The 13,732-nt window shown below is 40.7% G+C and carries 11 protein-coding genes and 1 tRNA gene; 3 read left to right on the top strand and 9 right to left on the bottom strand.

Annotated features, from left to right (window positions below; translation table 11 throughout):
* Positions 1-24: 24 nt before the first annotated feature.
* Together B4N43_RS20280 and B4N43_RS20275 are read right to left on the bottom strand one after the other, a co-directional pair.
* A tRNA-Lys gene (locus B4N43_RS20280) sits at positions 25-97 on the bottom strand.
* Positions 98-231: 134 nt separating this feature from the next.
* Entirely contained in the window at positions 232-2,151 is a 1,920-nt protein-coding gene (locus B4N43_RS20275) for an ABC-F family ATP-binding cassette domain-containing protein (RefSeq protein WP_286736008.1), read from the bottom strand.
* A 60-nt stretch (positions 2,152-2,211) separates the two neighbouring features.
* On the opposite strand from B4N43_RS20275, the gene B4N43_RS20270 reads away from it, so the two are divergent.
* Both B4N43_RS20270 and B4N43_RS20265 read left to right on the top strand, forming a co-directional pair.
* Complete coding sequence (locus B4N43_RS20270) at positions 2,212-3,246, top strand: quinone-dependent dihydroorotate dehydrogenase (RefSeq protein WP_088163570.1); 1,035 nt, start codon at positions 2,212-2,214, stop codon at positions 3,244-3,246.
* An 8-nt stretch (positions 3,247-3,254) separates the two neighbouring features.
* Positions 3,255-4,034: a TIGR02757 family protein gene (locus B4N43_RS20265; RefSeq protein WP_201668247.1), complete on the top strand. Its 780-nt coding sequence runs from the start codon at positions 3,255-3,257 to the stop codon at positions 4,032-4,034.
* A gap of 99 nt (positions 4,035-4,133) precedes the next feature.
* Here the strand turns inward: B4N43_RS20265 and gap are convergent, their stop codons facing one another.
* From gap to B4N43_RS20235, 6 genes are all read right to left on the bottom strand, one after another.
* The gene (gap, locus tag B4N43_RS20260) at positions 4,134-5,141 is read right to left on the bottom strand and encodes a type I glyceraldehyde-3-phosphate dehydrogenase (RefSeq protein WP_088161710.1); all 1,008 of its coding nucleotides are present in this window, start codon (positions 5,139-5,141) and stop codon (positions 4,134-4,136) included.
* Between the two features lie 6 nt (positions 5,142-5,147).
* Positions 5,148-5,765, bottom strand: a complete 618-nt coding sequence (locus tag B4N43_RS20255) for a TlpA family protein disulfide reductase (protein WP_088161709.1) — start codon at positions 5,763-5,765, stop codon at positions 5,148-5,150.
* A gap of 221 nt (positions 5,766-5,986) precedes the next feature.
* Positions 5,987-7,081, bottom strand: coding sequence for an AI-2E family transporter (locus B4N43_RS20250; protein WP_075992785.1), 1,095 nt, complete (start codon positions 7,079-7,081; stop codon positions 5,987-5,989).
* Between the two features lie 249 nt (positions 7,082-7,330).
* Positions 7,331-7,528 carry a hypothetical protein gene (locus tag B4N43_RS20245; RefSeq protein WP_088161708.1) on the bottom strand — a complete coding sequence of 66 codons (198 nt, stop codon included), beginning with the start codon at positions 7,526-7,528 and terminating at the stop codon, positions 7,331-7,333.
* A gap of 79 nt (positions 7,529-7,607) precedes the next feature.
* A complete protein-coding gene (locus tag B4N43_RS20240) occupies positions 7,608-10,646 on the bottom strand; it encodes an SbcC/MukB-like Walker B domain-containing protein (RefSeq protein ID WP_286736007.1) in 3,039 nt (1,012 codons plus the stop codon).
* A gap of 3 nt (positions 10,647-10,649) precedes the next feature.
* Positions 10,650-11,855: a metallophosphoesterase family protein gene (locus B4N43_RS20235; RefSeq protein WP_286736006.1), complete on the bottom strand. Its 1,206-nt coding sequence runs from the start codon at positions 11,853-11,855 to the stop codon at positions 10,650-10,652.
* 246 nt (positions 11,856-12,101) lie between these two features.
* Here B4N43_RS20235 and B4N43_RS20230 point away from each other — a divergent pair, with 246 nt between their 5' ends.
* Entirely contained in the window at positions 12,102-12,800 is a 699-nt protein-coding gene (locus tag B4N43_RS20230; protein WP_088161705.1) for a prolyl oligopeptidase family serine peptidase, read from the top strand.
* A 90-nt stretch (positions 12,801-12,890) separates the two neighbouring features.
* On the opposite strand, the gene B4N43_RS20225 is transcribed toward B4N43_RS20230, so the two are convergent.
* Positions 12,891-13,652, bottom strand: a complete 762-nt coding sequence (locus tag B4N43_RS20225) for a murein L,D-transpeptidase catalytic domain family protein (RefSeq protein WP_227550076.1) — start codon at positions 13,650-13,652, stop codon at positions 12,891-12,893.
* Positions 13,653-13,732 lie beyond the last annotated feature (80 nt).

Raw genomic sequence — 13,732 nt, 5'->3', positions numbered from 1 at the left:
AATCTTGCGATTAGCTTTTTTCTGTGATCCCGCTGGGATTCGAACCCAGGACCCATACATTAAAAGTGTATTGCTCTACCAGCTGAGCTACGGAATCTTACTTCTTTATTTTTGAACTACCGTTCCTTGTTTGAAGTGATGCAAAAGTAGGGCTTTAATCCTATTCCTGCAAATAATTTTGGCTTAAAATCACGCTCTAATGCTTAATAAGCTGATTTTAAGCCAAAAAAATTAATCATTTTCCAAATCCATGATTTCTTCTGCCAACTGCTCCCAACTCTCCTGGAATTGTGTCAATAATGCCTTTGCTGAGTTGTAAGAACGTGTAGTTTCCTGTAACTTAGTCGCATCCGAATAAACCGCTTCGTCCGCAAGCTTCGATTCTAAGTTTTTGACTAAAATTTCCTGCTCCTCAATTTTTTGTTCAAAAGACGTTAGCTCCTTATTTTTTTTGCTCAACAAACGTGTCTTATCTTCCGTGAGTGGTTGCTTCTCTTTCTTTACTTTGGGTTCTTCCTTGACTTTTTTCTCGGTTTTTACCTCCGTCTTCACAACGCGTTTTGCAGCCCATTCTTCATACTCCTGGTAAGTACCTGGGTACTCCTTGATCTGTTTGTCCTCAATGTACCAGATTTTGTTCGCCACATTGTCCAAGAAATACCGGTCGTGGGATACAACGATAAATGTACCTTCGTATTGTTGCAAAGCCTGGATCAGAATGTTGACAGACTGCATATCCAAGTGGTTGGTAGGTTCATCGAGCGCTAAGAAGTTCGCGTCTGCGGTTAATGCTTTTGCAAGAGCCACACGTGATTTCTCGCCTCCGGAAAGTACTTTGATCTTTTTGAAAGCATCGTCTCCAGTGAATAGAAAACATCCAAGAATGGAGCGCAATTCGGTCTCTGTATGCTTCGGTGCAAAAGTTTGTAACTCGGCAAGGATGGAATTTTCCAGGTGTAAGGCTTCCAGCTGATGTTGTGCAAAAAATGTTTGCGAAACATTGTGTCCCTGTTCTGCCTTTCCTTCAAACTCGTGATCCGCGTTAGCCACGATACGTAAGAGGGTAGATTTACCTTTACCATTGGCACCAATTAGTGCAATCTTATCACCCTTTTCTATAATTGCTGAGGTATTTTTTAAGATCTCCAGGTTAGGGTAGGACTTGGAAATATTTTCCAACGTCACAACGTGACGACCTGAAGGTTTTGAAAATTTAAAGCTGAAGTTTACTGTAGGGTTGTCATCGTCAACATCGTCAATTCTCTCCAAGCGATCCAACGCTTTGATCCGCGACTGCGCCATTTTGGCTTTGGAAGCCTTAGCGCGGAAACGCTCAATTAAACGTTCTTCCTGTTTTATCTTGGCTTGCTGGTTTTTAAACTGATTGGCCTGCAATTCATTCCGTAATTCCTTCTCTTCAAGATAAAAACTGTAATTACCTGCATAAAGTGTTAATTTTCCTTTACGTGATTCGACTGTTTTCTTGATGATGCGGTCAAGGAAATATCGATCGTGGGAAACAATCACAATGGCGCCATCAAATGCTTGCAGATAGTTCTCCAGCCATTTGATGGAAGGTAAGTCCATGTGGTTGGTCGGCTCATCCAGTAACAGAATATCCGGAGTTTGCAATAAGATACGGGCAAGCATAACCCGCATACGCCATCCTCCAGAGAAAGTGGCCAATGGTCTTTTTTGTTCTTCTTCCGAAAAACCTAGACCAGCAAGGATTTCGTGCGCCTTAAACTCGATGTTATAACCATCTAAGGCCTCAAATTCTACTTGTTTATCGCTTAGTTTATTCAGGATGTCATCCGAATAATCTGTTTCTAGTTTGTGGAGTAAATCCTCGATTTCGGTATGTAATTGATTTTGGCGTTCAAAAGCTTCCATGGCAACATGCAAAATGCTTTTGTCAGAATGGTACGACAATAAGTCCTGGTTTAAATAACCAATCTTAAGGTCCTTCGCCATGGAAATCGTTCCTGATGTGGGCGTATATTGACCGACAATAAGGCGAAGTAAAGTCGATTTACCTGTACCATTGGCACCGATCAAGCCAACTTTATCTCCTGGTTTGATATGCCAGTTTGCTTCGTCATATAAAGCGCGAGATCCTATTTCAAATGTTAAATTATTTATTGATATCATTTCAACTGCAAAAGTACAAAAGTAATGAATATTTCTTCTTCTTTGAGTAACTTTGCGATTATGTATAAATTAGTCAAACCTATATTCTTTACAATGAATCCGGAGACGGCTCACCATAAAGTGACCGGTGGATTGAATGTTTTCTCAAAAATTTGGGGCGCCAAACAATTATTGAACGCTTTTTTTACCGTGGAAGATCCACGTTTGGAACGCGAAGTCTTTGGATTGAAATTTAAAAATCCTGTGGGCCTTGCTGCTGGCTTTGATAAAAATGCGGAATATATTGCAGATATGACTAATTTGGGATTTGGTTTTATCGAAATTGGAACGGTAACTCCCAAGCCACAACCGGGCAACGATAAACCCCGGATGTTCCGACTTGTTTCCGATGAAGCTTTGATCAATAGAATGGGATTTAATAATCAAGGGGCAGACGTTGCCGCCACAAGATTGAAAAATCTAAAGGATCGAAAAGGATTGTTAATAGGGGGGAATATCGGTAAGAATAAGGTGACGCCTAATGAAGAAGCTGTCAATGACTACATTTATTGCTTCAATGCATTGTTTGACTACGTGGATTATTTTGTGGTCAATGTGAGCTCCCCGAATACACCGGGCTTACGCGATTTGCAGGAAAAGGAACCTTTAAAACATCTATTAAATACTTTACAGAGCCTCAATGTAGCTAAAACAGCTCCGAAGCCAATTTTGCTTAAAATAGCACCTGATTTGACGGATAGTCAATTGGATGATATCGTCGAGATCGTATTGGAGACACAAATTGCAGGCGTCATCGCAACGAATACGACAATTTCAAGAGAAGGCTTAAAGAGTCAACAGGAACTGATTAATGAAGCGGGCGGGGTAAGTGGACGTCCTTTGACCAAGCGTTCAACAGAAGTTATTCGCTACTTAAGTGAAAAGTCCAACAAGGCATTTCCTATCATTGGTGTTGGGGGGATTCATTCGGCGAAAGATGCCATTGAGAAGTTAGATGCTGGAGCCAGTCTCATTCAAGTTTATACCGGTTTTATCTACGAAGGTCCAGGCTTGATTGCAAAGATTTGTAAAGGCATATTGCAGACAGGAAGATAAGGATTAGCATGGCAGTTGATTTTGATCTGAAAGATTTCTTGGATAAGAAAGTTGATGAATATAATCAACCTGGTTTTATTCCAAATGATCCCATATCGATTCCGCATCAATTTTCAGCGAAGCAGGACATTGAAATCATGGGATTCTTGGCTTCCATTATGGCTTGGGGACAAAGAAAGACGATTATCAATAAATGCAACGAGCTGGTGGCTCGAATGGATGGTTCGCCATACGATTATATCATCAATCACCAAGAGCAGGATTTAAAAACCTTACTGGGATTTAAACACCGCACGTTCAATGATACCGATATTCTTTATTTTGTTTCTTTTTTTAAGCATCACTATCAGCATTTCGAATCTTTGGAAGATGCTTTTCTCGTAGGGCAGGAGAACTGTGAAGAGGTCGATTTAGAAATGGCACTGAATGCCTTTAAAACCTATTTCTTTTCGTTGCCTGATTATCCTGTTCGCACACGGAAACACATTAGTAGTCCAGCACAGAAGTCAACCGTCAAGCGGATCAATATGTTTTTACGCTGGATGGTCAGAAAAGATACAAAAGGGGTAGACTTTGGGATTTGGCACCGTCTGTCTCCAAAAGATCTAATCTGTCCGTGCGATGTCCATGTTGAGCGCGTTGCCCGTAAATTTGGTCTAATTACATTGGATAAAGTGAATTGGAAAACAGCCCAGGAATTAACGGCCAATCTACGCCTACTAGATCCGTTGGATCCGGTCAAATATGATTTTGCGTTGTTTGGTTTAGGCGTAGAAGGGGAAATGTAAAATTAAGGCGTGAAGAAAAAAGCGTCCTTGTCAGCTATAACTGGCAAGGACGCTTTTTTATACCGGAACCTATCGTAAGATGCTGCAGGGGTAGCTAGATTATACAAGCTTGTCGATCTTGATCAGGAGGTCAACCAAACGATTAGAATAACCAAATTCATTGTCATACCAGCCTACGACCTTGACCAGACCACCCACTACCGAGGTTAACTGGGCATCAAATACACATGAATAGGGGTTATTGATGATATCTACCGAAACGATAGGGTCTTCTGTATAAAATAATACATTTTTTAAGTCGTTTTCTGCTGCAGCTTTGAACGCTTTATTAATTTCTTCTACCGTGGTTTCTTTCTCAAGTGTACAGGTAAAGTCCGTCAATGAGCCATTGAGTACAGGTACACGTATGCCTGCGCCCCCTAATTTATGCTGCAAATGTGGAAAGACATTGGTTATGGCCTTAGCAGCACCAGTAGTTGTTGGAATGATCGCCGACGATGCTGCCCGCGCTCTCCTTAAATCTTTATGTGGTGCGTCGTGAAGATTTTGGTCTCCAGTCATGGAGTGAACCGTGGTAATATAGCCATCTTTGATGCCCCAATTTTCATCCAATATTTTAACTAGGGGAGCAACATTGTTTGTTGTACAGGAGGCATTGGATAAAATCGAAGCAGATAGATCAATGACACGATCATTAATGCCCAATACCACTGTTGGAATGTCTTTATCTTGTGCCGGTGCGGAAATAATCACTTTTTTTGCACCAGCTTCCAAGTGCAGCGACGCTTTGTCACGACTGGTAAAGTACCCCGTAGATTCTATGACGACATCAATCTGAAGCTCCTTCCAAGGCAGTTCCGCCGGATCTTTTTCATTGGTGACCAAGATGGAAAGACCATTGACAATAATATGTTGGTCATCGTGGGTTACGGTACCAGGAAAAGGACCATGTACAGAATCATATTTAAATAGGTGGGCCAACGTCTTGGTGTCTGTCAGATCATTGATAGCAATGACCTGCAGTTCATCGAAAGCCCCTCTTAAAAAGATATTACGTAGTGTATTTCTACCGATACGTCCGAATCCATTGATTGCTATGTTTAGCATTTCAGATTATTTATGAAATTGGCTTATTGCTTCGTTAATATTTTTTTCACCTTCCCAATGTGCTTTTAGCTTTCCATCAGCACCATACACATAATTTGCCGGAAATTGTGAAGGCACATGGATTGTTTGTATAAACGTTTGGTCTTTATCAATCAATACCTCTACGTTAGATGCTTTGGATAGTTTAGGAGCGAATGTGTCAAAAAAACCTAATACTAATGCCGGGTCATTCATGGAAATATAATAGATATTGACGTCTTTTATACGATCAATATTCTTTTCTAGCTCCGTAGCTTCATGTTGACAATGACTACATCCGGGATCAAATAGGATAAAAACGGTATTCTTGTCTTTGGCAACGTTTTCCTGCGTAACACGGATGCCCGAACGAAGCTGATAAAATGTGAAATTAGGGAGAATGGCTGCAGGGTCGGAAGATTGTGTTGGTGCAGCTTGACTATGGTCGTGGCCTGCATGATCGTGACTTGCATGGTCATGGCTTTCGGCGCTGGCTTCCTGGGTCGTATTTGCAGTATGATCTGTTTTCGGTTTGTTGTTGTTACATGAGGAAAGAATTCCGGCAGCCAATGCCACTGTCACTCCTAAGATTATCTTTTTATTCATAGAATACGTTTGCTTTTAAATCAGTTTTAGTGATTTTATCGTTTTAATATTTATGCTTAATAAATCGTCAAATTCTGCGTAGAAAACATTGAACAATCTATTGTATTAATGATTCAAAACTATAAAAAAAAAGGGATTATCAATCGTTGAATCTCATTTATGACAGTTTACTGGATATTGATGCATTTGTGATCAAATCAACTTAACCTATTGAAGTGCCCTTATTCTATAATGTCAGGGCTGTCATGAGTAGACTTTGTGTCTGTCAATGAGGTAGATTGAATGATTTCAGGCGTACTTCGTCCAAATTCAATACTGTAGACTTTCAGGAGTACGCTAACGCAGGATAAAATGAGCGGACCGAAGATCAATCCCAGCATACCAAATAGATTTAATCCTAACAATACACCGAACACGGTTATTAGTGGATGTACATCGCCCAACTTTTTCAATATGGTAAACCGAAGTACATTATCAATACTCCCGATGATAATGATCCCGTATAAGGCAAGACCTATTGCATTTCCGGACTGCCCATTCGCAAGTAGAAAAAGCGCTGCCGGTAGATAGACCACCATCGTTCCCAAAATGGGAATTATGGTGGAAACAGCGGTGAGTATCCCTAGAAAGATAGGGCTTTCCAGGCCAAAGAACCAATAGCCAAGACCGGCTACAATACCTTGGCACATGGCCAAAATCGGGATACCGATTGCATTGGATTTTACCATCATGTCAAACTCTTTCCACAATTCGGCTTTACTGGCCTTGGTGAAAGGGATCGCTTGATAGATAGTTTGTTCTAATTTTTTGCTGCTAACCAACATGAAATACAAAACAAACAAAGCAACCAATATATTGACACCCACTTCTGCAACGGAATTCAGAATATTGGGTATGAATTTAGCTGCTTTTTGAAGCGCTCCCATTAAGGCAGTATCTGAAAGATCAATATTGCTTAAATAAGGGCTGTCTTTAAAGTAGGTTTTGATCGAGTCAAACTTGTGCATCAGATCGTCTTTGTTGCTAATGACTTCTGTTACCTGAGGTACCATGTAGTTGATTAACAGATAGAGTGGTCCTACCAAGAATATGATGGTCAATAATATCAATAAAATACTTGCAAAAGATTTATTCCATTTTTTTTCTTCAGTCAGCTTAAAGTTGATTTTTCTAAAAAGAACATACAAGGTAACTGCTCCCAGAAAACCGGGTAGGTAGTAGAATAGGCTTGTAAAGATCAATATACATATCGCCAGAATGATGACGATTAGCATGATTTGATTGATGGAATTATTGTTGATTTGTTTGTACTTCATATAGCTGACAAATATACTGTCTATCGATTGTTATTTATCGTATGACAATATTTTTTTAGAAAAGTTTTATCTTGTTAAATTAAACTTCCTTTTTTATAATTTCAATGATTTTTTGAATTTCTTTTTTTTGTCCCTGGATCAGTTCGGATGGGGTGGCTCCATGAGAATGGCAATGACGCTATTTTGCATCCGGCAACTCCAAACCAATTGTTCACTTTTGGATGGAAAGATAAGCCTTTTTATTCGAATTTAGTTTTGATTCTGCGGCATTAAAACCTCCCTCAAGATCGTTAGGATATCGTATTGTTTGACAAAAAGCATGGATTGTGTTGTCCTTAATGGACTGGAATCTTTAGCTGAAAAGGTCGTATTGACTACTGCTTTGGTCGCTTTATGAAAAAAAGGATGAGACCCTTTTCCTTTTTTGTTGTTTGAAAATAAGCCCATAATCTTTTGTTTTTGTTGGTTATAGCGATCAGGCTTGTTCAGCGGGACCGCTATAACTAATATACAAAATAAAACGGAATTAATTGATAAAAATTTGGCTACCCTTTTCTTCATCCTTTTCTATCGAAAGGGACACTGGAATACGTTCTTTGAGTTCTTCAACATGTGAAATAATGCCGACGATCCGGTTTTCCTTATGTAAATCCAATAGCGTTTCGAAAACAATATTAACAGAAGTGATATCTTGTGTTCCAAAACCTTCATCGATAAAAAAGAAGTTTTTGGCCGCACGTGAATTTGACTGTACACTTTCTGCCAAAGCCAAAGCCAAACTTAGGGATACCTGAAATGCCTGTCCACCGGATAGTGTTTTTACGCTGCGACTTTTTCCTTCATTCAAATAATCTATAATTTCAAATTCATTGTTGTCGTTCAGCTGTAAGCTAAGCTGATTTCGGGTCATGCGATGGAAACGAATATTCGCATGATCACACAGCTGTCGTAGGTAAATCGAAGAAACATATTGTACAAAGCCCGCACCTTTAAAGAGATTAAAAAGTTGCTTCAAATTGTCATGGCGTAAGTTTAGTTTTACCTGTTGTTGCAGGAGATTTTCCTTTTTTGCATAGGCGATTTTTAGCTGATCGCGCTCCTGCTGAAGTCGGGCAACAGCTTCAGTGCTCGCTTTCAATTGTTGGGCGCTCTCATCCAAGATTTTTTCTTGTGCAAGAAATTCGTTCTCGTCATATACCTGGTCGACGAGTTTCTTTTCCAACTGACTGATCTGTGCCTTCGCAGTTTCAAACTGGATTTGAAACTGTTCAAGCTCTTGTCGGATCTGTATGACAGACAAATTCTCGGCAAGAATTTGCCGAATCTCTGCCAAAGTTTCAAAGGGTGAAGCCACAAGTAGCTGCTGGATTGTAGCATCGGTTTCTTGACTTTCACGACGGATATCTGCAAGCTGTTCAACAATCGTCTGTACCAAGCTGTATTGTGCTGCAAATTGACTGTTTAACTCATTTAATCGTTCGCTTAAAGTAATGTAATCGTGCTCAATATCCAGATTTGATCTTTTCAGTGCAATATATTCCTTTTCAACTGCTTCGGATTCCCGTATTTCATAATCAGACCAGCGCAGCGCTTTCAGGTTCCCGATATTTTGATTAATCTGGGCCTGTTTGCTTGCTTCATCACGTTCAAACTGATGCAGTGCTTTATTGTATTTCTCCAGCTTTTCCTCAACGGAAGCGAGTGTAGCCTGATGCTCACCAAGCTGTTGCTCCACTGTTGTTATCTGTGTTTCGATCCGGGCAAGTTCCTGCTTATTTGATGTGTAACTGGATTCATCCGTAGCGCTATAACCGATCCATGTAAATTGCTGGGCATGTGCAATTTTGTTATTGGCATTCAGCTGAATTTTCGTGTTTAGATCTTGTTGCTGATCATTTAATGACTGCAAGCGCAGCTGGAGTTTTTCGACTTGGAATTGTTGGTCCTGTTGATGCTTAAGACTTTCATTTGTCTCGGCAATCAATTTTTCATTGGCGGCAACTTCCTGGGAAATATCCTGTCCTTGGTTGATAGCAGGATGTTCCAATGATCCACATAGTGGACATGGGGATCCTGCTTTAAGGTTTTCTGCATATTGGGTCAACCTTTGCTGCAGGAGAAGATGTGATTTTTCATCTTGGAGAGTCTGAAGTTTTTGCTCGAGGGCACTGGCTACAAGGAGGTGATTTGATCGGAATTTTTCGAGGTCCGGATGAATGGCCTGGAGTTCCTGCTTTAGCACAGCTATACTTGTTTCTAAATCAATGGCCTGTTTGTTCAGATCGTCTTCCTGTTGTTGGATGCCCTGCTGTTTGGTGTACCACTGGCCCAGCTCCATGAGTTCATGGGCCGAAGGCTTTGATTGCTTTAGGTTAGCGATCTGAATTTCTGTCTCTTGGATTTTGGCTTTAAAATGTCGTTGTTGCGCTCTTGTTTCCTGCACAAAATTGCGCCCCTTCTGTGCCCGATCCTGTAAACTCTTAATTTCATTTGAAAACGTAATCAATTGGCTTATTAATTCAAGATCCAGTTCCTGAACACGACGTTGTGGCAGCTGTTCGTATTGTGATTTCAACAGATTGAGATTTGAGGAATGCTTCTGTATAAGCTGTTGAATTTCGGCCTGTCTCTGTTTTTCGGTTTCTACTCTTTTATGTGCAATTAGGCCTTCTTGTGCTAATTTTTCCTTGGATTTAAGAATATGTAGAAAGTTGGTTTGCGCTTCCTCAAAGCGGTTTAACTTTAATCGTAAGGTCTCTTTTTCACCTTTTTGTTCTAGCAATTGCTGAAAGAGCGCCTTCACCGTACGAAGCTCTAAGACATCCTCTTTGAGTTTTTTGAGCCTTAAGAACTTTTCATGATGCGACTTGTACGACGATTCAATGGCGACAAAGGACTCGACTGCTAGTTGGAGATTTGTTTCGGTCGTTTCTATCTGTTCGCTTGTAACCTCGTCAAAACCTATTAATTGACCGTTGAGGTGATCCAGCTCGGACTGATTTTTTTTATAGAGGTTGGAAACTTTATCCTGCAGGTCAAATCGATGCAGTTGAAAAATCTCTTTCATCATATCCGTCCGTTCCTTGGCGCCAAGTTCTATAAACTCTTTGAACTGCCCTTGGGGAATGATGATTGTTCTTTTGAAGTTCTCATAGCTTAATCCAATGATATGCTGTGTATTGCTGCTTTCCAGTGGAACCCATTCTTCATTTATTTTTTCGTAGAGTACAACGATGGGGGATTTTACATCATCGAAATTTTTGGAATTGCGTTTAAATTCGCGGGTAATTCTAAATGTACGGTCTTCAAAATTGACAAAATCAAGCTCGATATAAGATCGATTGGACTTGAGATTCATCATGTTATAAGCGCGTTTATCCCGTGCATTCAGGCGTTCCGTTTCTCCAAATAAGGCGTAGGTAATCGCTTCCAATATCGATGATTTACCGGAGCCTACAGCACCGAAGATACCAAAAAGCCCCGCTTGAGAAAGCGCGGTAAAGTCGATCGTCTGACGTTCTTGATAAGAGTATATCCCCTCTAGAGTTAGCTTTAATGGAATCATGGATTAAGAGTTTAGGATTTCGCGAAAAAGATCAAGGATGTCATCATTGGGCGCCTGATTGCCATTCTTGGATTTGAAATAATCGTTGAATAAGGTCGACATGTCTTGTGTAAGATTTATTTCTTTGTTGTTCAGAAGCGCTTGCTCATCTTGTTTAACGAGCGGAATGAGATAGATTATTCCCGAATGGCTCTGATAGATTCGTTTACGGTCCTCGGCTTTTAAGAAGGTTTCTGATTTCAGCGTGAGCTCCACCAAAGCATCGGGGTTTTCAGACAACCAGGATATGCACAGTTCAATATCGTCGAACGATTTTCGGATCAGCGGTTTGCCCTGAGTTAGTGGAATGCGCTCAACACTTGCTTGCTCGCCGGCCGATACATTGACCAGCGCAACGTATTTTGCTTGCCCAGCCTCCGAAAAACTATAACATAGAGGCGAAGATGCATAAATCACCGGTTTTTCGGCAGAACCGATATTTTTATACCCGTGAAGATGCCCTAATGCGGTGTATTGGACCTGTGGTGGGATGGCCTCTGAATAGATTAAGTCTGCATTGCCAATTTTGACCGGTTTTTCGCCGTCAGGCTCCTCTAAAAGTGGGCTGCCCAATTTATTCATGTAAAGATGTGCCGTCAATATATTCACGCCTTTATCATCGCAATAGGTATTGGCTATTTTTTGCCAATTTGCTGCTAAGACCTGATTTAATTTACTTTCTTTCTCTTCGCCTAGATATTGTTTTAAGCGTATTTCATTGGCATAGGCTGTATGAAGAATACGAATCGGGTAGTCAAATTGCGGTAAGCTCAATTCAATGAAGCCCGTATCTGACTGTAACACGGTGAAACCATCTGTTGCGAAAGGGGTAACCACAGCATGCGGATGCCCGATTAGGATGATGCCCGACGCTCGTGCCAAAGGATCGGGCGCGTCAATCAAATGGGGGGAATCGTGATTGCCCGCGATTGCTATTACTGGGCGTATACCATTCTTGGTAAGACGCTTGATTGTTCGGTAGAATAGCTCGATGGCTTCCACACCGGGATTGAAGGCATCGAACAGATCTCCCGCGATGATCACGAGATCCACGTTTTCCCGGTCTGCGATATCAACGATTTCATCCATGACCAGTACCTGTTCATCTATCCGGGAGAAACTGTCCAATCGTTTTCCTAAATGCCAATCGGCGGTATGCAATATTTTCATGTGAGAGCTTGGATATTTTGCGCAATGTTACAAACTAAGATAAATTTGGCATGAAATGCAATTATAATTGGATGGAATCTTCGAAATGATCAGTTCGGGCCAATATGGGATGAAGTCTTTGCTTTGTGCTAAAGTGTAATGCTGTCGCAGTTGAAATGTTAAAACATGTTAAATGCGTGCCATAAAAGTCATTTAATTGTATTTTTAGTGCTCCAAAATTAAGCTAGATAGTCATAGACAAGAAATATGCGAAAAGTTTACCTGTATATCTGTTTTTTCTTTATGCTGTTGATGCGCGTAAACGCGCAGGAAATACACGCTATAAAAGGAGAAACTGCTTATCCTTTTTTATTGAAAGATGCCGCACCGGATTCTTTGGAGTCTGAAAAACAGCCTGTATTTGTGTTTTTGCATGGAAGAAGTTTGTCCGGGACAAATTTAGATCGTGTAAAGCGTTATGGTGTATTGTATGCCATCAACAAAGGGCAGGAGGTGCCTGGGATAATTGTTGCGCCACAGTCCCGGGGAGGATGGGATCCGGACAAAGTAATCGAAATTATTGACTATGTTATTGAACATTATAATGCTGACCCCGACCGTATTTACGTTTGCGGCATGAGTATGGGGGGCTATGGCACCATGGATGTGGCTGGTAAATATCCCGAAAGGGTGGCTGCTGCAGTAGCAATATGTGGCGGCGGATCGAGTCAGTATGCATCTAATCTGACGCAGGTGCCGATATGGCTTCATCATGGTACCGCTGATCGTGCTGTGCCAATTTCGGAATCCAGAAAAATTATGAATGCGATCAAAAGAGAAGATCCGGATGCAAATGTGAGCTTAAATGTAATAAAAGGGGGGACGCATGGAAGTGTGGAGCGATTGTTCCATGATGATGCAATTTACAATTGGATGTTGAAGTTTAAGAAAAAGCATAAATCTTAGGGTCGTGTTGGTCCGGTAGCGGTGTATCGAAAGACAATTTATAAATAAAAAAAGCCTGATGAAGTATTTCCATCAGGCTTTTTTTATTTATTAGCCTTCGTGATCAAATGCAGGCGGTCTTTTTTGAAATTGTGCCATCAATATATTGGGTTGATGGATCAAGTGTGTCTTTGTGAGATATTCGGAGTTGTCGGCATAAATAAACAACAACGTTCCATCTTTGATGGTGTTAATGATAGGGCCTGCAAATTCCCTTGGTACTGCGGGGCAGCCGTAGCTTTTACCGAGTCTGCCTAAACTTGCTATTGTACCTGTGCTACAGTAATCGGCGCCATGCATCACAACATATCTTGCTTTTGCATTGTCATTTATACCTTCTTCAAGACCATTTAATACCAAGGAGTAGCCATTCTCGCCGTTGTACGTGTTTTCTGTTGTGAAGAACCCTAAAGAACTTTTAAGTGACTCCTGTTGATTTGAAAAATTGACAGCATAGTTTTCTCCGCTATTTTTTCCATGCGCAACCAGTGTGTTGAAAAGTACTCTTTTGTGCGCAAGGTCGAGTACCACAAGCCTTTTTTCCGTTGATGCCAATGAAAAGTCAATGACGGTCATGATGTCCTTGTTGTGGATCGGAAGTTCTTTTCTGCCTTCCATTGCTTGACGAAACGCTTCGTATTTTAATACTTTGCCTAGATTCATTTCATCATACAACGAGTCAACTTCGGTGCGTTGACGTTCGACATTGATACGATGAGTGCTGGTGGTTTGTTGATCTGTTGTTTTTAATTCTTCTTGTGAAGACAATGCTGTATTGAGTGCCATCAAAAGAAACATAAACGTATTTCCCATTCTTCTCCCTTTTCTGTGTAGATGTTTACAAAATTAATTATTAAAGTTAATACATATTTGATTTACAGAATGTTAAATAT

This window comes from Sphingobacterium sp. UBA1897 (genome assembly GCF_002337775.1).
GTDB classification, from domain to species: Bacteria; Bacteroidota; Bacteroidia; order Sphingobacteriales; family Sphingobacteriaceae; genus Sphingobacterium; species Sphingobacterium siyangense.
This window is presented reverse-complemented; position numbering and strand designations above follow the sequence as displayed.

Bases quoted from the DNA above. Each gene is read 5' to 3' on its own strand.
- gap (WP_088161710.1), bottom strand. From the start codon at position 5,141: ATGCTAAACATAGCAATCAATGGATTCGGACGTATCGGTAGAAATACA.
- B4N43_RS20270 (WP_088163570.1), top strand. From the start codon at position 2,212: ATGTATAAATTAGTCAAACCTATATTCTTTACAATGAATCCGGAGACG.
- B4N43_RS20230 (WP_088161705.1), top strand. From the start codon at position 12,102: ATGCGAAAAGTTTACCTGTATATCTGTTTTTTCTTTATGCTGTTGATG.
- B4N43_RS20275 (WP_286736008.1), bottom strand. From the start codon at position 2,151: ATGATATCAATAAATAATTTAACATTTGAAATAGGATCTCGCGCTTTA.
- B4N43_RS20255 (WP_088161709.1), bottom strand. From the start codon at position 5,765: ATGAATAAAAAGATAATCTTAGGAGTGACAGTGGCATTGGCTGCCGGA.
- B4N43_RS20225 (WP_227550076.1), bottom strand. From the start codon at position 13,652: ATGGGAAATACGTTTATGTTTCTTTTGATGGCACTCAATACAGCATTG.
- B4N43_RS20265 (WP_201668247.1), top strand. From the start codon at position 3,255: ATGGCAGTTGATTTTGATCTGAAAGATTTCTTGGATAAGAAAGTTGAT.
- B4N43_RS20250 (WP_075992785.1), bottom strand. From the start codon at position 7,081: ATGAAGTACAAACAAATCAACAATAATTCCATCAATCAAATCATGCTA.
- B4N43_RS20240 (WP_286736007.1), bottom strand. From the start codon at position 10,646: ATGATTCCATTAAAGCTAACTCTAGAGGGGATATACTCTTATCAAGAA.
- B4N43_RS20235 (WP_286736006.1), bottom strand. From the start codon at position 11,855: ATGAAAATATTGCATACCGCCGATTGGCATTTAGGAAAACGATTGGAC.
- B4N43_RS20245 (WP_088161708.1), bottom strand. From the start codon at position 7,528: ATGGGCTTATTTTCAAACAACAAAAAAGGAAAAGGGTCTCATCCTTTT.